Source organism: Solimicrobium silvestre, from assembly GCF_002976435.1.
GTDB lineage: Bacteria > Pseudomonadota > Gammaproteobacteria > Burkholderiales > Burkholderiaceae_D > Solimicrobium > Solimicrobium silvestre.
In genome coordinates this window covers 25,042-44,693 of sequence record NZ_PUGF01000021.1, presented here as the reverse complement: position 1 = coordinate 44,693, position 19,652 = coordinate 25,042, and the positions used below count along the sequence as shown (strand labels likewise).

Below are 19,652 nucleotides of genomic sequence, written 5' to 3'. Positions count from 1 at the left end.
CGTTCGCCAGTAAAAAATAACCAAGGAGATCTGCATGACGCATAAAAAAATCAGCACTGTAGTTATTGGCGTATTAGCCGCATTCATTAGTTTTGCGGTTTGCGCGCAAGATAGCCCGGTTGGTTTATGGAAAAACATCGACGATGTAACAGGTAAACCAAAAGCCTTGATCCGCATTACAGAAAACAATGGCGAACTGACTGGAAAAATTGAAAAACTCTTCAAAGAAGCCAACGAAGATCAAAATCCAAAATGCGACAAATGCGAAGGTGCCAATAAAGACCAACCAGTAATCGGCATGGTTATTCTGAAGGGCTTAAAGAAAGACGACGACGAATACAACGGCGGCACTATCTTGGACCCAGCTAACGGTAAGATCTATAAAAGCAAATTAGTGTTGGAAGAAGGCGCAAAGAAACTTAATGTGCGTGGTTATATTGGCTTCCCGTGGTTAGGGCGCAGCCAGGTTTGGGTACGCGAGCAGTAATTATTAACGTGTGAATTAACGCTTGATTCATTAGCGTGATTGAAAAGGGAAACAGCTTGTTTCCCTTTTTTCCTTTTAACATGCAACATTGGTCAGATTACGTAAATTTTAGATGGCTAATTAAAAATTATTTGCTATTGTGAATCTTAGGCGTGTTTGATATTAAGCGTTAAAAATTAGTGTCAAAATATTCGGTGAAATGCACATTCGGAGCATAAATGGGTAATTTGATTTCCAGGTTATTTAAGATTTTTAAATCTGGGTATGTTCCTAAGGATAGCCAGTTTGCCCCCATTCAGACTAATTCTCCGTTAGTTTTAAAAGAAGACCCCTCTGTTGTTTCGAGCACCACTGTAGACAATACAGTCAATACCCTAGCATCTGAAGAAAATAAAAAGGCAGATTCAGTTATTGAATACGACGGTGACTATAAAGATTTGCCTGACTTTGTTGATCGTTGTTATTTTGACTGGATGGCAGGCAAAGCCAGTGAAAACTCAAGTACGGATGAGTCGTTCGAACGCAAAATTATTGAGTATCTCGATGTACTGGCAGAATCTGAATTTGCTGGCGCCAATTTAATTCCGCGTGTTCCCAGCGTTATGGTGCAATTGCTGAAACGTACTCATGAAGAAAATGTAACCGGTTCAGAATTGTCGCGCATCATTGCCAAAGATGTGGTGCTGGTCGCCGCCATCCTGAATGAGGTGAATAGTTCTTTTTATAATATGAACGATAAGGTCACTGAACTCAGTCAAGCCATCCTCCTGCTCGGCCATAACCGCTTGCGTATGGTGTTGGCAAAGATCTCCTTTACGCCGGTCTTCAATGATCAGTTGGGGACATACTCCAAACTGACCTCGTCTAAACTTTGGGAAGAGTCGCAACAGCGCGCAATAGCCTGTTATTTATTGGCCAAACACCAAAATATTGATCCGTTTATGGCATTTTTAGCCGGATTAATGCAAGACGTGGGAATAATAGTGGCGCTGCGGATTTTTGACAGAAGTAGTAATAATTCTGATTTTCCAACCGCTACCGAATTCCGTGCAGCATTTCAAAAGAAATCGTTGATTTTATCGGCACGGATAGGCCAAATCTGGACATTGCCGGAAATTGTGACTAAAGCAATTGATGCGCAACTGATGGAAAGCACCGAATTAGCCGCGCTACCTATGGGAGTGGTATTAAAAAAAGCCGATTTCATCAGTAAAACCTGCATATTGATTAACACCGGACAACTCAATGTGGATATGGAGCAGGTTAAAGATATTCTTATCGAGTCAGAAATGGATTGCCTTTTGTCCATGCAGGGAGGGCAGATAAGTTTGGCTAATATTATGTAAACGGTTGGCGCTGTTATTAACAAAGGAGCTACTTAATGAGATCGTACTTAAACCCCTCGTACAGAGGGATTGATCAACAATGAATCATTCAGAAAAATATAACTCAACTCGATCTGTCGTCCACGTTGCAATGCCCGCGCCAAAACAATCAACATCTTCAGTCCAAACCGGACAATCGAACCTCATGGCACAAGCCAATATCGGCCAATCGTCCGCATCACGAATAGCAATTCGTTCTAAAGCTTGTTGTTTTAATTCAATGTAAAGATCAAGTTCGATGGGTTGAATGATGACGGTGAGATTGTTTAATAACTGCATCGCCGTGGTGCTTTGAATGCCACGTTTTTCAAGCAAGGCTGGCAGATATTTTCTGGCATCAGCATAGGCTATTTCAGGTGCAAAGAATTTGATTGTAGCCGCATACTTAAATATGAGCTCCCTAGCTCGTTTTCCCAATACTGCGCGTATCAAAATATTGGCATCAAGTACGATGGTTTTGCTATTCATTCTGTTTTACACGCGTTTTTTTACGTATCGCTTTGAATTCATTCACAACAGCATCCACATTAATCGACTTTTCTGCAAGCATCTGATCCAAGGTTTTGCTGGCTTTTTTTAAAGCAGCAATGTCCGCATCAACCTGACCATGTGTCGGAATGAAGTAACCAACGGTTTGGCCATGACGTGTTACTGCTACAGGAATGCTGGCCGCAATGTATTCAGCCAGGTCGGCACGAAATTCACGAATTCCTACTTTTATCGTTTCCATATTATTTCCTTAATATTGATAATCACTGTGTACACATTTTATGTACTGATTGGCTTAAATGTAAATAGGGCGATTACTAACTTCGTCGTGTTATCTTCTGCATTGCAACAAACTGTTTCAGTTTTATTTGGAAAAGAGTAGGCTGTGCTAGACTTCTTCGTTGGTATTTTGTACTTAAACCCCTTGCTCTAGCTCCAAAAAATGTTAAGGAAGGAAACAGTATGACCGAAGATGAAGTACGACAAAACGGCTTTGCCATGCCGATGCATAATCCGGCTTATCCTCCAGGACCGTACCGGTTTGTGGATAGGGAATTTTTGATCATCACCTACCGCACTGACCCGGTAGCGCTGCAAAAAATCATTCCTGCACCGCTCAAAATGATCGATCCTATCGTCAAATTTGAGTTCATCAATATGCCTGATTCCACCGGTTTTGGTCATTATTGCGAATCCGGCCAAGTTATTCCCGTGACACTGAATGGCGTGCCTGGCGGCTATGTGCATAGCATGTACCTGAACGACCATCCGCCGATTGCTGCTGGGCGCGAATTGTGGGGCTTTCCTAAAAAACTCGGCGAACCTGAATTGCGCATACACAAAGACACCCTGCTAGGCACGTTGGAATATAGCGACACGCGGGTAGCTACCGGCACCATGGGTTTTAAGCATAAAACGCTGGACCCGAAATCGGCATTGGCGGCGCTGTTGGCACCGAGTTATTTGCTTAAAATTATTCCTCATGTTGATGGCACTCAGCGTATTTGTGAACTGGTTCAATACAATTTAACCGACATCATTATCAAAGGCGCATGGAGCGGCCCGGGCGCATTGGAATTAGCCTCCCATGCATTGGCTCCGGTAGCCTCATTACCCGTTTTAGAAGTTCTTTCTGCGACCCATATTCTGGCGGATTTAACACTGCCGTATGGGACTGTTGTGTACGACTATCTCAATCGATAAGGAAACATCATGCTACTCAAAGATAAAGTTGCCATCATTACTGGCGCAGCCAGCGGAATTGGTAAAGAAATTGCATTTGAATACGCCAAACAAGGCGCAAAAGTCGTCATCGCCGATTTGGTTTTAGATGCCGCACAAGCCACAGCTGCTGAAATTGTTGCCGCTGGCGGCGTTGCCATGGCTGTTGCCATGAACGTAATCGACGAAGCGCAGGTAGATAAAGGCGTGGCCGATGTGGTTGCTGCGTATGGCGGCGTGGATGTGTTGATCAGCAATGCCGGGATTCAAATCATTAGCCCTATCGTTGAACTGAGTATGGATAGCTGGAAAAAACTGTTGGCGATTCATTTGGATGGCGCATTTTTAACCACCCGTGCCTGCATGCGCGCCATGATTAAAACCGGTCGCGGCGGCTCTATCATTTATATGGGCTCAGTCCACTCACATGAAGCTTCGCCATTAAAAGCTCCGTATGTAACGGCGAAACATGGCTTGATTGGTTTGTCCAAGGTGGTGGCGAAAGAGGGGGCAAAAGATAATATCCGCGCTAACGTTATTTGCCCTGGTTTTGTACGCACGCCATTGGTGGACAAACAAATTCCAGAGCAGGCTAAATCATTAGGTATTTCTGAAGCCGATGTGATTAAAAACGTGATGCTAAAAGAAACCGTGGATGGCGAATTCACGACCGTGCAAGACGTCGCGCAAACCGCCATCTTCTTAGCCGCATTCGGTTCGAATGCCTTAACCGGGCAATCGATTACCGTAAGCCACGGATGGCATATGCAATAACCTGAACTTAGAATTGAATTAAGTGACGATAAAAAAATGGCGTGATGTTCACGTCATTTTTTTATGCAATGGGTTTATAAGGTGAGAAGTATGGAGTGCTTAGATTTAGACGTATTACAAACAGCGTTGACATGGCGTGAAGCCGGCTTTGATGTGAGCCTTGCCACGGTGGTGCAAACTTGGGGTAGCGCGCCGCGTCCACCGGGTTCATTGCTGGCGATTCGTTCTGACGGGCAGGTACTTGGTTCGGTTTCTGGCGGTTGTATTGAAGATGATCTGATCGCTCGGGTGCGAAATCAGGGTATGCCAGAGAAGCCGGAATGGGTGCAATACGGTGTAACGCGCGCACAGGCGCAGCATTTTGGATTGCCTTGTGGCGGAATTTTAGAATTGGTGTTGGAGCCGGTAACGGACTCAAGCTGGATTGCTGAAGTATTACAACGTACCAGCATGCATGAATTGGTACAGCGGACTTTAGTGCTAGCAAGCGGCGCGATTATGTTGTCGCCAGGTCAGCCTCAATCATCGCAATCGTTATTTTTCGACGGTGAAAAATTGACGATGGTGTTTGGCCCGCAATTACGCTTGCTGATGATCGGTGCCGGTCAGTTGTCGCAAATTGTGGCGCAAATGGCGCAACCATTGGGGTTTGATGTGCTGATGTGTGATCCGCGTGAAGAATATACCGGTACGTGGCAGCCCGCATGGGGACGGCATATTGCCGGCATGCCGGATGACGTGGTGCTGCAAATTAAGCCTGACGCACATACCGCGATTGTGGCGCTTACCCACGATCCTAAATTGGATGATATGGCCTTGCTGGAGGCCTTAAAGTCGGCGGCTTTTTATGTCGGTGCGCTAGGTTCGCGCGCTAATAATAAAAAACGTCGTGAACGATTAGCCTTGTTTGACTTGAGCGATGAACAGATCGAGCACCTGCATGGTCCGATCGGTTTGCATATCGGTAGCCGAACTCCGGCGGAAATTGCGATTTCGATTTTGGCGGAAATTATCAGCGTTAAAAACGGGGTGATACCGTCTCAAAAAAAACTAATCGATTAAATATTCGCTATACAAAACTAATCGACAACCCCGCCAAACTCGCGCCGGAAAACGCACTGCTCCAAGTTTGTCCTGCTTTGATCTGCGGTAAATCAGTCCAGGTTCCAGTACAAACTATTTCACCGGCTTGCAAAGTAGTTGATTCAGGCTGATTTTTTAGTAGTTGCTGCAAATGCCAAAGCGCGTGCAGCGGGCTTTCTAATAAATTGCTGCCAAAACCGGCTGAAAGCAAGGTGCTATCACAAGATAGCGAAACGGCGGTATTCCCTAAAATTCCACCTAAATTATGGCGCGTAGTCGATGCTAGTTGATGTGGTTCGCCGATTAGCAAGGAGCCATGAAACCCAAACGCCGCAATCGCGTCGGCGGTATTGAATTCCCAGCGTGGAAATGGGCAAACTACGATTTCCATTCCGTGCGCCATCCACTCCAGACAGTCGGCCAATTCGGTCAAACTTGCATCTGGTGCTGGCGTGGTACCGAGCTTGAAAATAATTTCAGGTGCTAAGCGCGGCTGTACTGCGCCAGTTAAACTTTGAACGACGTGGGTTTCTTCCAAATAGCGCACCGTGCTGGAAAATAATGGCGTCCAAACCAGACCTTGAATCGGTGCATTTCTTCCGTATTTTTTCAATAAAGTCTGGTTGGCAAATGCAATCTTGCGACCGATTTGCACTTCACCTGCGGCGAGTCGTTGGGCTTGAATTTGGCGCGCAATAAAATAAGCATCTTCCACGCTGATCTTGGCGTTGGCGGGAAAAGGGCGCATCTGTTTTGCTTGTTCTCGCGCCTCTAAAAATTGGGTGGCGTACTGATCTGCTTGAGCGGGCGAGAGCATGGTGGATGTGTTGGTTGGTATTAAGGAGGCATCATTGTGAGCGAGGTGCCGGCATTAAGCAAGCCTTGTCAACGTTGCGTTACTTGGCTAAAAGCGGTTCAAAATAGGAGAAAAAGTGCCGAAAACCATGGAAAATTCGATGAATTTATATACTCCTATGTTTTTTTTAATATTTAACAGTATATTTAAAGCCCAATATCGAACCTTACTATTTTCTTGATATTTATAAAATATACATAGGTATTATTAAAGCAAGATGTAGGGTGGGCACGGTTTTGTGCCCACGCGTAACCTTTAATACACAATGGATTTGTGTGAAATTATTATTGATCGAAGGTAATGCGTGGGCAGGTAAGGAACGCGCCCTGCATGGCGACGCCGTTCCGCAGGCGAGGTGCATGCCCTCGAATTCCCTGCTCCACCGTGCTCACGCTACATATTACGTCTGCGTCGACCAATATTCACTAACTACACCCGAGGTTGGCAGTGTTAAACCAAAGTGCTGGTAGGCGCTAGGCGTGGCAATGCGGCCGCGTGGCGTGCGCTGTAAAAAACCTTGCTGTATTAAAAATGGCTCAAGCACGTCTTCAATCGTGTCGCGTTCTTCGCCGATTGCCGCTGCCAAATTATCGACGCCAACTGGTCCGCCGCCAAATTTGTAGAGCACTGCTTCTAACAGTTTTCTATCCATTAAATCAAAGCCCAAGCCGTCCACATCCAACATGCGTAACGCAGCATCGGCTACTTCTTTGCTAATTTGGCCGTCATGTTTTACTTCCGCAAAATCGCGCACCCGGCGCAATAACCGGTTGGCAATCCGCGGTGTACCACGTGCGCGTTTTGCGATTTCGCGTGCGCCGTCAATATCAATTGGTGCGCCCAGCAACGCGGCTGAACGGGTCACAATTTTAGTCAATTCATCAGCGGTATAAAATTCTAAACGCGCCACAATGCCAAATCGATCGCGCAATGGATTCGTTAACATGCCGGCGCGGGTAGTAGCGCCGACCAGCGTGAACGGTTGCAGATCAAGTTTTACCGAACGCGCCGCCGGGCCTTCACCGATCATGATGTCGATTTGGTAGTCTTCTAATGCAGGATATAAAATCTCTTCCACAACCGGTGACAGCCGGTGGATTTCATCAATAAACAGCACATCGTTGGCTTCTAGGTTGGTGAGTATCGCCGCCAGATCGCCCGGGCGTTCCAGCACCGGTCCCGAAGTCTGACGTAAATTAACACCCATTTCACGCGCAATAATGTGAGCTAAAGTGGTTTTTCCTAAACCCGGTGGCCCAAACAATAAGGTGTGGTCAAGTGCTTCGCTACGCATCCGTGCGGCAGTAATGAAAATTTCCAACTGAGCGCGAATTTTTTCCTGACCAACATATTCATCCAGTTGTTTAGGACGAAGCGCACGTTCAATCACTTCTTCCTGTTTGGATGCCGGAGCCGCCGTAATAATACGCGGGGGAGGTGCAAATTGGTCGGTTTGGATGCTCATAGCTGCCTTGGATTTTATTTAGAAAGCGACTTTAACGCCAGCTTGATACCGTCAGAGACGCCGCAATCTTTAGGCAATAATTTCAGCGCCATCAACGCTTCTTTGTCGGAATAACCCAGTGCAATCAGGGCATTTAAAATGTCGCTGGATGCATCTGGCGCGGCAACTTCACCCACGCCATGTGCGATGTTTGCGCCAAGTTTTCCTTTGAGTTCCAGCAGCAAGCGTTCCGCCGTTTTTTTACCGATGCCTGGTACTTTAATCAAACGCCCGGCTTCTTGTAGCGTAATCGCTTGCGCCAAATCAGCGACCGACATGCCAGATAAAATCGACAACGCGGTACGTGCACCGACGCCGCTAATTTTGATCAATTGTTTAAATGTGGCGCGTTCTTCGTGGTTGCTAAAGCCAAACAGCACATGCGCATCTTCGCGGATTGCTAAATGGGTATGTAACACCACTTTTTCACCTAGAGAAGGCAAGTTGTAGAACGTGCTCATCGGCACATCAATTTCATAACCAACGCCATTGCAATCGAGCAAAATCTGCGGAGGATTTTTTTCCAGTAAAACACCAGCAATGCGACCTATCATCGGGGAACTTTCAACTTATCAAGTAGACGGTATTTTAGCTGTTTTAGGTGCTGCATATGTCGATAAATCGCAAATGCCAGGGGTTTTGTTTAAACAACAAATCTTCGTGATCCCAATTGAACAATCAGTGCAGCCGTAGTCGCAATTAAAAAAGCAACGGCGATTTCCATCGTTGGTAATAGTAGGGCGAGAGTAAAGCAAAAAGTGGCAAAGGCGTACCAGCCGAACAGCATGCCGCGTAGCTGATTTGTGGCAAATTCACGACCTTCGCTGCGGTGTGAAAACACGGTCAGAACCAGACTCATCACGGGAAACATCGCAAAAATACCAGTCAGGCGCGGCCCCAGATTTGGCGCGAAGTAAGTCACCGAAACTGCCAACACGGCTCCTGCACTCATCCGTAAAGGGAGATCAAAGCGCGATGGCGCTGAATTGCTTGGGCGACTGATCACTTTCGGGTATAAGCGCGGCGCCGCAATGATAGCTAAAACACTGGCGATTGCTGCTGCGTAAAGTGACAAAGAAAGCAGCTTGAGTCCGAGCACCGCCAGCGTATAAAAGAATAAGGCGACCGCTAAACTACCAATCCAGTTCAATCGCACTGCCGCCCAAACATATGCCAGGCCAAATACGATGATGGCTAATACGGCCGATAAGGTGCTGGTAGCAGCGATAATCGCGAATTGATTACCCTGATCTAATGCGATGAAGAATAAAATCGGTCCGGCGACGATAGGAAAAGCGGATAACCAGCCAGCTATTTTAGGCCCCCAGCGACGGCCCGATAAAGTGACGAGGCCAATCAGCGTTGGCACTAACAGCAATTTTAGTAGGAGAGTGATGAGCACAATGATTCTTTGTTTAGGGGAGTGTGAGCACGAGCAGCTTTATTGCCGGGCTTGCCAATCTGAGAAAAGCAGCCCGTAAATTGCGGAGTCCGAACTTACGCCATCGACAATCCAGCGTTCGCGCAGATAGCCTTCTTCCTGAAAACCAAGCCGTTCCAGGGTTTTGGCCGAGCCGGTATTTCTTGGGTCGATATCGGCCTCAACCCGGTTCAATGCCAGCTCGGTAAAGCCGAACTTTAGCAGCGCTTGCAAGGCTTCGTTCATATAGCCAAAACCCCAGGCGTCATGCAACAAGGCGTAACCCATTTCTGCGCGTCGGCATTGTTCGTCGAGACGGAACAGCGTGCAAGAACCGATTAACAGATCATCTTCAATCCGGACAATGGCTAAATCTAAATATTCACCTGCTTGCATCGCTCTTAAATCTCTTGCAATGCGTTCATGGGCGACTTCAATTGACGTCCATGGCAATGAACTCCAATAGCGCATAACTTCTTCGTTTGAATGGATCGCAAAAAGAGCTGCCGCGTCTGACGGTTGCATTGGGCGTAACAGTAAACGCTGCGTGCTAATGGTAACAAGATCGAACTGTGGCATAGCGATAGAGAAAATTTAGTTGCTACATGTTAGCACTATGATGCCTTAGTTGCAGAGAGGTAAGCTAAGCGCTTGTAATATTTTTCCTTGCGGATTCTGCACAAAAGCAACCACGGACAGATTTTTCTGTTTCGAATTGATCGGAATGTTGAGATGAACCAGGCTGGTATTTTGCAACTCTGGCGTGAGTTTGATGACCGTCCCCCAATCACGCGCGACTGCATCGTGCTGCAGAGTTTCGCCTTTATTTTCGCCTGCGCTAACAGAGCTGCTCAACCCTTGCTCCACCAAAACGTAATGCAGTTCGCTGGCTTGCGATGTTTTAGTGTCAATTTGAAGTGTGAGTTTATTCGTGACATTTTTTTCAAGCTTGATATCTATCGACGCTAAGGCCGGTTGTCGATTGATGGTTTTAACAGCTCTAAGCAAGTCGGAACGCCAATTACGAAACTCAAGCCCGCCGATAAAAAATTCAGGCGTATAAATGGTGCGTGAGCCAGACAGAGCGCTTAAATAATTTTGCCTTTCCGTATGCAGCGGTTGCGCATACGGATCTTTCCAGCCGATGTAATCCCAATAATCGACATGCAACGCAAGGGGAATAACGTTATCTGCGGTAAGGCCGGGTGTTTGGTAAAGCTGTTTCACCGTTTTGTCAGCTGGTGGGCAACTACTGCAGCCTTCCGATGTATACAGCTCAAGCAAGGCAATGGTGTAAGAGGGGCTGGATTTACTGCAAACTTCAGCCGCCGGGCTGGAGGTCAGCCAGGCAAACTGTACAGCGACGATAAAGAGTAAGTGTTTCATAACAGCCTTTGAGGAAAGTCATAGACATCAGTCGATGGAAATGCCGTTTCCTTACAGCCGATCTTGAACGTTCTTTCTATGGTGCTTGCCTTAAAATCCAGCCGTTTCCGTCTGGATCGTTAAACATGGAATAACGTCCCCAAGGTTCTTGTCTAATTTCAGAGAGTTGCACGCCTCGCGCAGATAGCGTTGCGTGATCTTGATCGATATCGGTAACATTGAGCATGACACCCTGAAGACCTCCCGGGGGCATTTTTTCAAGCCATGTCACTAGTGCAATGGTGGTTGCGCAGCCCTTGGGGGCTAGTTGTATCCATTGCATTGCTGGCCCCATGGACTCTTCCCGAATTAGCTCAAAACCCAGTATTTCCTGGTAAAAGTGTTTCGATTTCGACTGATCGGATACCGGTACTGAAATGATTTCGAAAGAAATGATAGACATCAGATGTTCCTCCTTAATATGACAGCTTTCCAAGTCAATATTGACACCTTTGGATTTAACAACAGCACTTCGCGGCTAGTCAAATAAATTTTTCACACCGTGTTTTCAGCATTCGCAGGCACCAGATAATGCCCAAACAAACGCGCTATAGCGTAGACCAGCGCCATTGACGTTCCAACCAGTGCGGCATGTAACAACCAAAATTGCGTACCGGATAATCGTTCCAGCAGTCCACCTAGCCAGCCGACCAGGTTATTTCCCATAAACAAATGCAGGTAATAAACACCCATGATGGTTCCTGCAACTGCTTTCGGCGCGGCGCGCGCATACAGAGCCAGCCCTACCGGAAATATATTGGCAAATCCCAAGCTGTTTAAAACCTCGAATGCCAGCACCCATCCTATTCCTGCTTTTTGACCGCTGCTTGAAATAGTCGCCGCCATTACCAATGCCAGTAATGCGGCAGTACACAGGCTTAGGCCGATGGTTATTTTGATGATTTCAGTCGGTTCATTAAAACGCTTGGACCACCAGCGCCAAAACGCCAGACTTAACACCAGGCAGGTTACGCTGACTGCAGCGTCCAGCGTAATTAGCCAGGTGGTTGGCATTTGGCGTCCAAAGAAAACCAAGTCAATATTTTTGGGCACCCATAACAAATAAGCATTGAATACTTCCTGGTTTCCGACGCTACCGATGGCTAAGACCGGCAACAAAAATAGCAGCACATAAATCGCACGGCGTTCATTGGCCGTCAAGATCGCTTTCGGTGTTGCTGTTACCGTTTTTGTGGTGACTACTTGATCTACCGGCAGCCATTTGCGGCCAGAAAGATAAACGACCAGTGAAATTAGCATGCCAACACCTGCTACGCCAAAGCCATAATGCCAGCCGTATACTTCACCGAGTGTTCCAGCAATCAGCGGTGCAGCAATGACTGCCGCATTAATAAACAAAAAGTAAATTTGAAACGCATCGGCACGGCGCATATCACTAGGCGAATACAGTTCGCTGACTTGACTCGCCAAATTACCTTTGAAGCAGCCAACGCCGCATAACAAACAAAGTAAGGCGATTAAAAAAGAGAAATCAAACGCCATCAAAAAATGACCGGCAGCCATTAGTAATGCGCCAATCGTTATGGTGGTGGTTTTACCTAGCCAGCGATCGGCAATCAAGCCGCCGACAATCGGGGTGAGATAAACGAAACCGGAATACAGACCAAATATAGCTGAGGCAAGCGCCACGGTTGACAGCGTGCCGCCGTATATATATTCAATAAAGGCGCGGAACGCAGTAAAGCCGGTGATGTGTTCAATATGGCCGGGCAGCAGTAGTTGCTGCACCATGTACAGCACTAACAGTGTTTGCATGCCGTAGAAGGAAAACCGTTCCCATGCTTCGGCAAAGGAAATGTAGGCTAGCCCGCGTGGATGTCCAAAGAAGGAGCGATCCGTCTCATCGTCGAATGTGGCTTGATTCATCATTTGAGTGGTAGTCATGGGAGCGATCAATTTTTAATTTATAAAAATACTGCCGGTTCGCACTCAACTGTGCTGCTAGTGTGGTGCTGTTGGATTTAACAACGGCAAGTCGTTAGCCGTCAAATAAACCCGCACATTGTGCCGCTTTCTGTCGGATTCACGCACCAAACTAACCGACCAGCCGACCACCGCGCACACGCATACCACGTTTAGCGATACCCGGAGCCAATTTGCTTAAGGCTGCCAAGGTGTCCAGGCTGTGGGCGTGGCAAATTGCTACGCCTAAGGCATCGGCAGCGTCTGGCCCAGGCAGGCTGGGAAGTTGCAACAGGCGTTGCACCATTTCCTGGACTTGTTCTTTTTTTGCTTTGCCGTGGCCGACCACGCCTTGTTTGACTTGCAGCGCGGTGTATTCTGAGACCTCTAAGTCTGCATTCACCAAGGCGCAAATCGCCGCGCCACGGGCTTGGCCTAATAGCAAAGTAGATTGGGGATTAACGTTGACGAAGACTATTTCAATTGCCGCGCAATCGGGCTGATAGGTTGCCACAATTTCAGCAACGCTTTTGAAGATGGTTTTGAGACGTTCTGGTAACGTGCCGTCGGCGGTTTTGATGGTGCCGGAAGCAAGGTAGAAAATTTTCTGCCCTTGCTTTTCAATCAGGCCAAAACCAGTGGTGCGTAAGCCGGGATCGATGCCGAGAATTTTCATCTGAATCGACCCGGATTAGCGGAAGAGAATGGTATTTTAATGACGGAAATGGCGAACGCCAGTCAACATCATCACCACATTGCGCTCATCGGCAGCATCAATTACTTCCTGGTCGCGCATTGATCCGCCCGGTTGAATAACACAGGTAGCACCAGCATCAACCACAACATCCAAACCATCGCGGAACGGGAAGAAAGCATCTGAAGCAACGGTAGAACCCGCTAATGTTAAGCCGGAATTTTTTGCTTTGATTGAGGCAATTCGTGCTGAATCAACCCGGCTCATTTGACCTGCGCCTACGCCTAATGTCATGCCATTGCCGCAGAAAACAATTGCGTTCGATTTAACGTATTTAGCAACCCGCCATGCAAACAACATGTCTTGCAATTGTTCTGGTGTCGGTTGACGTTTGCTGACGATTTTTAAGTCATCCAAACCAATATTTTTAGCGTCAGGCGATTGCACTAACAGTCCGCCGCCAACGCGTTTGTAATCGTGTTTGTTGACAGCCAAACCGGCAGAATCCAACGAAATTTGTAATACCCGAACGTTTTGTTTGGTCGCAAAAATGGCGCGTGCTTCTGCCGTAAATGACGGTGCAATCAATACTTCGACAAATTGTTTAGCAACCATTTCAGCTGCAGCGCCATCCAGTTCACGATTGAACGCGATGATGCCGCCAAAAGCTGAAGTCGGGTCGGTTTGCCAGGCTTTGCTATATGCCGCTAACGGTGTTTCGGCAATCGCAACGCCGCATGGATTGGCGTGTTTAACGATCACGCAAGCCGCCGGGCCATTGACTGCATCAAATGATTTTACGCATTCCCAGGCAGCGTCCGCATCGGCGATATTGTTGTACGAAAGTTCTTTACCTTGCAGCTGAACATAGTTCGCCAACGCACCATCAGCTACATTTAAATCGCGATAGAACGAAGCAGATTGATGCGGATTTTCACCGTAACGCATTTCTTGCACTTTTTCAAAATGCAAGTTGAGCGTTTGCGGGTAAGCGCTGCGCGTGCTGTGTTCCTTGTCTTCGCCTAAGCTGGTCAAGTAATTGGTAATTGCGCCATCGTATTGCGCGGTATGGGCAAATACTTTTTTTGCCAAGGTAAATTTGGTGTCGTAGCTGACTGTGCCGTTTTGGGCATTCATTTCGGCCAGCACCACTTTATAGTCAAGCGGGTCGCAAATCACTACCACGTCTTTGTGATTTTTTGCTGATGAGCGCAACATGGTCGGGCCGCCAATGTCGATGTTTTCAATCGCGTCTTCCAACGAGCAGTTGTCTTTGGCAACAGTGGCTTGGAACGGATATAAATTCACCACGACCATATCGATAGTAGGAATGTTGTGCTGCTCTAATGCTGCCATGTGGGCGGGGAAATCGCGCCGCGCCAAAATGCCGCCGTGTACTTTAGGATGCAAGGTTTTGACCCGGCCATCCAGCATTTCAGGAAAACCCGTGTAACTCCCCACCTCGACTACTGGCAAACCTTGTTCTGCCAATAACTTGGCGGTGCCGCCCGTGGATAAAAGTTGTACGCCCATTGCAGACAAGGCGCGCGCAAATTCGACGACGCCAGTTTTGTCAGAGACGGAAATTAACGCTTGTTTTATCATGATCTTGCAGTCAAAAGGTGGAGAGTGGTTTTTTGAATTGCATTATAGGTAATGCAGAATTCAGCTTAGCTCTTTCGCGACAACTAACGAAAGAGCCAATCTTTAATTTAGCTTTAGATTAAGCCGTGTTGTTGCAATTTTTTACGCAAGGTATTGCGATTAATACCCAGCATGTCAGCCGCTTGAGACTGATTACTTTCAGCGCGCGTCATTACCATTTCTAACATCGGTTTTTCGACCGCCAGCACCACCATGTCATAAATATTGGATGCAGGTTGTTCGCCTAAATCGCGGAAATACTTTTCCAGATTCTTGGAAACGGCGTCTTGAATGTTATCTTTGCTCATATTGTTTTTGTTTTAAAGGTTAGAGGTAATCGGCCTTTTCGAGGCCGACTTTTTTGGTTTTGGCTTGGTAGCCAGAAACCGATCGGGGTAAAAGGTAAAACTATGCGGCTTGTTTTTCAGTGGAATCTTGGGTGAATTGCCCACCCCAATCATCATCAAACTGAACTACGGGGCAGTATTGTAACCGTTCATTGCTCTGAGAATCAAAAAAATCTTGGACTGCGCGTAATTGTAATTCGCAAGATTCTAATTTATTCATCTGCTGTCGGAACGCTTCGCCACCCACCAGGTCATGCACGTACCAGCCTATGTGTTTGCGCGCCGTTCGGACTCCCATAAATTCGCCGTAAAACGCATAATGGGCCAACAAATGTTCGGCCATTAAGCCGCGGACTTCAGATACTAAGGGGGCCGGTAAATACTCGCCAGTCGCTAAATAGTGCGCAATTTCACGGAAGATCCATGGACGGCCTTGCGCTGCACGTCCAATCATTACCGCGTCTGCGCCCGTTACTTTCAGGACGTAAGCGGCTTTTTTAGGAGAGGTAATGTCACCATTTGCCACGACGGGCAAATTGACGGCCGCTTTTACTGCGGCAATTGTTTCATATTCAGCAGCACCTTTATAGCCATCGGCGCGGGTGCGACCATGCAGGGTTAGCATTGCAATGCCGGCAGATTCTGCCATTTTTGCAATGTTTAATGCATTTTTATTCTCAGAATTCCAGCCTGTGCGGAATTTAAGTGTGACGGGGACATCAACTGCGGCAACAACCGCATCTAAAATCCGGCCAACCAGTTTTTCATTTTGCAATAAGGCCGAACCGCACCAGCTATCGCAGACTTTTTTGACCGGGCAGCCCATATTGATATCAATTATCTGTGCCCCATTCGCCACATTATGTTTGGCACATTCGGCCAACATAACAGGATCGGCACCGGCGATTTGAACCGCTTTGGGCTCCATTTCGCCTTCATGATTGGTGCGGCGACTGGATTTTTCCGTGTTCCATAAGCGCGGGTTTGACGCCGACATCTCTGAAACCGCATAACCTGCACCAAGTTGCTTACAAAGTTGCCGAAATGGTCTATCCGTCACGCCAGCCATTGGCGCGACAAAGACGTTATTACGCAAAATGTGAGGGCCGATTTGCACAGTGGAAATTTTTTTGAGGTCTGGGGAGACGCCATTCTAATCGAATCTGCCTAAAATATCAGCAAATTAAAATGAAATTTTTTAGTTGAATTTCTGCTGAATTTCGGCATGGAAATAAAAAAAATGTTGCTCAATTTTTGTAATTGATGCGCCGCAACCAATAGTTGTTAAGCGATTAATTTCAAGTTGCATCGTTGTTTTTTTGCCGTAAGGAAACTAAATTAGATGGAAATCCCTAACCAATTCTTACTTTCTGTAAGCAAATGTTGCCAAGTGGAAATAAGTGTGACAGCATAAATTGTGCGTTGCCGTGAAGCCTATTTGGTATTTACACAGCGTGGGTTGCGGCACATCGCGCTGCGCATCCCACCCAGAACTGCAAGATTAGCAAGTGATGACGATCACACTCGTTTTTGTGACAAACAGTTGTGGAAAATAAATGACTATAAAGAAGCCATCCGGCTTATCTACTATTTCTGATTCGATCTTCAGCTTTTGCGTGCGCATTGCTGTGCCATTGGTGCTGATCGCGATAGTTATCGCCTTCCAATATAAAGAGTTACAAGTTGATCGTGCCCAGCATATCGAGCACGCGCATTTAAATGCGCATGACCTGGGCTCAACCTTGGCGACCAGCATTGCCGGTTCGTTTGAAAATATCGACCTTACTTTGCAGGCAGCGTCTGACCATATCCAGCTGTGGCGTTCCGTTAAAGAAGTTGATGCCAACGCCGTCAAACTTGCTTTGCTTAAATTACAAAGCCGGATTCCCTCCATGATTTTGTTAAGAGCCGCAGACGCCAACGGCCACGTTGTGTTTTATTCACGGGGCGATAAATCGGCAATGTTCAATGTGTCTGATCGCGATTATTTCCAGCAACTTAAAAATAATGTGAATGCTGGAATGGTAATTTCTCAACCGCATATGGGACGTATTTCAAATAAATGGGTGCTGGTTTGTGCGCGTCGCCTGAATCTCCCGAACGGTGATTTTGGTGGTGTAGTGCTGGCCTCAGTTGAGCTGGAGGGCTATATAAATCAGCTTTCTGGCGGAATAATAAAGCTCAGTGGCGATGATGTATTTTTGCTGCGTGATGAACAAAGTAATGCGCTGATACGCTATGCGCATGGCAAGCAAGACATGCAAATCGAGGGAACTAAGGTGAGCTCGACCAATTTATCTGAATTGGATCGGGTTGGTGCGACAACCGGTTCGTACGTGTCGAAATCTGCCATCGATCAAATTGAGCGTGTTTATTATTACCAGCGCATTGAAGGTCGGCCGCTGAATTTAGTGGTTGGGATCTCGGTGAAAGATGCGCTGGCTGAATGGCATGTCGAAGTGAAAAAAGCGTGGACCGAAACCGGTATGTTGATACTGGTGATCCTCCTTGCAACGGGTTTGATTTATCTGGCGCGAATCCGCCAACAAAAAGCCTTTTCCGATTTGCAAAGCATACAGGTAGTGCTGGAAAAAACAAATCAAAAATTAGCTAAATTAAGTACCACAGACGGGTTAACCGGGCTGGCAAATCGTCGCAAGTTTGACGAAATTGGTCCGCATGAATGGCAGCGTGCTTTGCGCAAACGGGAGTCGCTGGCGGTGGCGATGGTGGATGTCGATTTCTTTAAAATTTATAACGATGAATACGGACATCAGGCGGGCGACCAATGTCTGATCGCGATTGCTAAAACGTTGGCTGCTGGCCTGCGCGATGGTAGTGATTTTATCGCTCGTTATGGTGGCGAAGAATTCATTATTTTATTGCCGGGACAAGATGCGCAAGGCGCATTTGATGTGCTGGAGCGCTTGCGCTGCGATATAGAAGCATTAGCCTTGCCGCATGCAGGCAGTGACTGTGCTTCGGTAATTACTTTAAGTGCCGGTTATGCGGCGATGGTGCCCGAAGCGAGATCAACTTTGGCTGAACTTATTGAGAAGGCAGATCAAAATTTGTATTCTGCTAAACGTAATGGCAAGAATCGGGTACTTGGTGCGAGTGGTTGGGTGTCAAATGCGAGTGATGCAAACCTGATTTTTGGGGCGTAGGGTGGGCACGGTTTTGTGCCCACGCGTTACCGTTGATTAATAATATTCTTAATTTAAATCCATTGTTTATCCGCGGGATTACGCATTTAACTCATCCAAAGCTAGCTCCAAATGCGCAACGTCGCCCCCCTGAAGCATCTTCAGTTTTACGCTATCTTGATCCGAGCTTAATTCAAAGCGGTTAATACTTGCGTTTAGCATACTCACCTGGCGCGGCGCATCCAAGGCGAGTTGATGAGCGATCCGGTAAGCACATTCCAGCACGCCGCCATGTGCAACCACCACAATTTTCCCGTGTTGAAAACGTTGACTCAACTCGAGTAAAACCTGCTCGATCCGGGTGTGAAATTGACGTATCGATTCACCGTTAAATTCGCCCTGAGCATTGGCAGGAAATTGCATGTCTATTTCATACGCGCGCCATGCCGCATATTCAGCCGGAAAGCGTTGTTCAATTTGGCTAATTAACTCGCCTTCAAAACCACCGAAACAACGCTCACGCCATGCGGGTTCAATAATGCATTGCTGGTTTTGATACTGGGCAATCGCTTGCGCAGTTTGCATCGCTCGTTGTAAATCACTGCAAATAATTGCGTCGAGAGACTCATTTTTTAATGCCAACGCCAATGCTTGCGCTTGCTGCAAACCTGCGTCATTTAAGGGAATATTCAGGTGGCCCTGCAAACGACGTTCGGCATTCCAGGCGGTTTCTCCGTGTCGAATTAACAGTAATTCAATCATGTGTCTGCTCTTCAAGAGTCTTTTTTACTACCTTGCATTCCAGCCAAAAAGTCACCGGCCCATCGTTGCATAAGGACACTTGCATATCCGCGCCAAATTGACCTGTTGCCACTTTCCCATCGTGTGGATATTGTGCTTTGGTGAGTGCGACAAAATGGTTGAATAATTCTTGCGCCAAGGCCGGTGCTGCGGCTGGCGTGAAGGAAGGGCGGGTGCCGGAATTGGTGTCGGCGGCCAGGGTAAATTGCGGCACTAATAAAATGCCGCCAGCAATGTCGCGCACGCTTAAATTCATTTTGCCCTGCGCGTCAGAAAATACCCGGTATTTAAGTAGTTTTTCACACAAGGCTTGTGCTTCTTTGGCGCTATCGTCACGTTCGGCGCACAGCAAAACTAGCAAGCCTTGTTCAATCTGGCCGATTACATTACCAGCCACCGCAACTTGCGCGTGGCTGACGCGTTGGATTAAGGCGATCATCTTAGTGCAATCAT

At 47.1% G+C, this 19,652-nt stretch carries 22 protein-coding genes; 6 read left to right on the top strand and 16 right to left on the bottom strand.

All coding sequences use genetic code 11. The annotated features are described in order from the left end of the window. Positions 1-34 precede the first annotated feature (34 nt). Positions 35-487: a DUF2147 domain-containing protein gene (locus tag S2091_RS18545; RefSeq protein WP_105533455.1), complete on the top strand. Its 453-nt coding sequence runs from the start codon at positions 35-37 to the stop codon at positions 485-487. A 218-nt stretch (positions 488-705) separates the two neighbouring features. Next, a complete protein-coding gene (locus tag S2091_RS18540) occupies positions 706-1,833 on the top strand; it encodes an HDOD domain-containing protein (RefSeq protein WP_105533454.1) in 1,128 nt (375 codons plus the stop codon). 84 nt (positions 1,834-1,917) lie between these two features. On the opposite strand, the gene S2091_RS18535 is transcribed toward S2091_RS18540, so the two are convergent. Together S2091_RS18535 and S2091_RS18530 are read right to left on the bottom strand one after the other, a co-directional pair. Then, positions 1,918-2,340, bottom strand: a complete 423-nt coding sequence (locus S2091_RS18535; protein ID WP_105533453.1) for a PIN domain-containing protein — start codon at positions 2,338-2,340, stop codon at positions 1,918-1,920. Then, positions 2,333-2,602, bottom strand: coding sequence for a prevent-host-death protein (locus S2091_RS18530; protein ID WP_105533452.1), 270 nt, complete (start codon positions 2,600-2,602; stop codon positions 2,333-2,335). The genes S2091_RS18535 and S2091_RS18530 overlap by 8 nt, the downstream gene beginning before the upstream one ends. 221 nt (positions 2,603-2,823) lie before the next feature. Between S2091_RS18530 and S2091_RS18525 the strand changes: the two genes are divergently transcribed. The 3 genes from S2091_RS18525 (at position 2,824) to S2091_RS18515 (ending at position 5,418) form a co-directional block, all read left to right on the top strand. Next, the gene (locus tag S2091_RS18525) at positions 2,824-3,564 is read left to right on the top strand and encodes an acetoacetate decarboxylase (protein ID WP_105533451.1); all 741 of its coding nucleotides are present in this window, start codon (positions 2,824-2,826) and stop codon (positions 3,562-3,564) included. Between the two features lie 9 nt (positions 3,565-3,573). Further along, positions 3,574-4,356 (top strand): 3-hydroxybutyrate dehydrogenase, encoded by a 783-nt coding sequence (locus S2091_RS18520; RefSeq protein WP_105533450.1) that lies wholly within the window; start codon positions 3,574-3,576, stop codon positions 4,354-4,356. A 90-nt stretch (positions 4,357-4,446) separates the two neighbouring features. Beyond that, on the top strand, positions 4,447-5,418 hold the full coding sequence (locus S2091_RS18515; protein WP_105533449.1) for an XdhC family protein: 972 nt from the start codon (positions 4,447-4,449) through the stop codon (positions 5,416-5,418). 7 nt (positions 5,419-5,425) lie between these two features. Here S2091_RS18515 and S2091_RS18510 read toward each other — a convergent pair whose 3' ends face one another. The 12 genes from S2091_RS18510 to dusB all read right to left on the bottom strand — a co-directional run bounded on the left by S2091_RS18510 (position 5,426) and on the right by dusB (position 16,369). Beyond that, a complete protein-coding gene (locus S2091_RS18510) occupies positions 5,426-6,256 on the bottom strand; it encodes a 2-keto-4-pentenoate hydratase (RefSeq protein ID WP_105533448.1) in 831 nt (276 codons plus the stop codon). 439 nt (positions 6,257-6,695) lie between these two features. Next, positions 6,696-7,760 carry a Holliday junction branch migration DNA helicase RuvB gene (gene ruvB, locus S2091_RS18505; protein ID WP_105533447.1) on the bottom strand — a complete coding sequence of 355 codons (1,065 nt, stop codon included), beginning with the start codon at positions 7,758-7,760 and terminating at the stop codon, positions 6,696-6,698. Positions 7,761-7,774: 14 nt separating this feature from the next. Next, the gene (gene ruvA / locus S2091_RS18500) at positions 7,775-8,353 is read right to left on the bottom strand and encodes a Holliday junction branch migration protein RuvA (protein ID WP_105533446.1); all 579 of its coding nucleotides are present in this window, start codon (positions 8,351-8,353) and stop codon (positions 7,775-7,777) included. A gap of 89 nt (positions 8,354-8,442) precedes the next feature. Beyond that, positions 8,443-9,201 (bottom strand): hypothetical protein, encoded by a 759-nt coding sequence (locus tag S2091_RS18495; RefSeq protein WP_105533445.1) that lies wholly within the window; start codon positions 9,199-9,201, stop codon positions 8,443-8,445. 39 nt (positions 9,202-9,240) lie between these two features. Beyond that, complete coding sequence (locus tag S2091_RS18490; RefSeq protein WP_105533444.1) at positions 9,241-9,798, bottom strand: GNAT family N-acetyltransferase; 558 nt, start codon at positions 9,796-9,798, stop codon at positions 9,241-9,243. A 45-nt stretch (positions 9,799-9,843) separates the two neighbouring features. Continuing rightward, positions 9,844-10,605 carry a DUF1223 domain-containing protein gene (locus S2091_RS18485; protein ID WP_105533443.1) on the bottom strand — a complete coding sequence of 254 codons (762 nt, stop codon included), beginning with the start codon at positions 10,603-10,605 and terminating at the stop codon, positions 9,844-9,846. A gap of 76 nt (positions 10,606-10,681) precedes the next feature. Beyond that, positions 10,682-11,047, bottom strand: coding sequence for a VOC family protein (locus tag S2091_RS18480; protein ID WP_207769749.1), 366 nt, complete (start codon positions 11,045-11,047; stop codon positions 10,682-10,684). A gap of 92 nt (positions 11,048-11,139) precedes the next feature. Beyond that, positions 11,140-12,549: a peptide MFS transporter gene (locus S2091_RS18475; RefSeq protein ID WP_105533442.1), complete on the bottom strand. Its 1,410-nt coding sequence runs from the start codon at positions 12,547-12,549 to the stop codon at positions 11,140-11,142. A gap of 151 nt (positions 12,550-12,700) precedes the next feature. Next, a complete protein-coding gene (ruvC, locus tag S2091_RS18470; RefSeq protein ID WP_105533441.1) occupies positions 12,701-13,243 on the bottom strand; it encodes a crossover junction endodeoxyribonuclease RuvC in 543 nt (180 codons plus the stop codon). A gap of 36 nt (positions 13,244-13,279) precedes the next feature. Beyond that, on the bottom strand, positions 13,280-14,866 hold the full coding sequence (gene purH / locus S2091_RS18465) for a bifunctional phosphoribosylaminoimidazolecarboxamide formyltransferase/IMP cyclohydrolase (protein ID WP_105533440.1): 1,587 nt from the start codon (positions 14,864-14,866) through the stop codon (positions 13,280-13,282). 113 nt (positions 14,867-14,979) lie between these two features. After that, positions 14,980-15,213: a helix-turn-helix domain-containing protein gene (locus S2091_RS18460; RefSeq protein WP_105533439.1), complete on the bottom strand. Its 234-nt coding sequence runs from the start codon at positions 15,211-15,213 to the stop codon at positions 14,980-14,982. Between the two features lie 100 nt (positions 15,214-15,313). Continuing rightward, positions 15,314-16,369: a tRNA dihydrouridine synthase DusB gene (gene dusB, locus S2091_RS18455; protein WP_105533438.1), complete on the bottom strand. Its 1,056-nt coding sequence runs from the start codon at positions 16,367-16,369 to the stop codon at positions 15,314-15,316. Positions 16,370-16,808: 439 nt separating this feature from the next. Between dusB and S2091_RS18450 the strand changes: the two genes are divergently transcribed. Further along, on the top strand, positions 16,809-18,419 hold the full coding sequence (locus S2091_RS18450) for a sensor domain-containing diguanylate cyclase (RefSeq protein ID WP_105533437.1): 1,611 nt from the start codon (positions 16,809-16,811) through the stop codon (positions 18,417-18,419). A 78-nt stretch (positions 18,420-18,497) separates the two neighbouring features. On the opposite strand, the gene S2091_RS18445 is transcribed toward S2091_RS18450, so the two are convergent. Together S2091_RS18445 and dtd are read right to left on the bottom strand one after the other, a co-directional pair. Continuing rightward, positions 18,498-19,160 (bottom strand): histidine phosphatase family protein, encoded by a 663-nt coding sequence (locus S2091_RS18445; RefSeq protein ID WP_105533436.1) that lies wholly within the window; start codon positions 19,158-19,160, stop codon positions 18,498-18,500. Then, a complete protein-coding gene (dtd, locus tag S2091_RS18440; RefSeq protein ID WP_105533435.1) occupies positions 19,153-19,638 on the bottom strand; it encodes a D-aminoacyl-tRNA deacylase in 486 nt (161 codons plus the stop codon). Before dtd ends, S2091_RS18445 begins: the two co-directional genes overlap by 8 nt. Positions 19,639-19,652 lie beyond the last annotated feature (14 nt).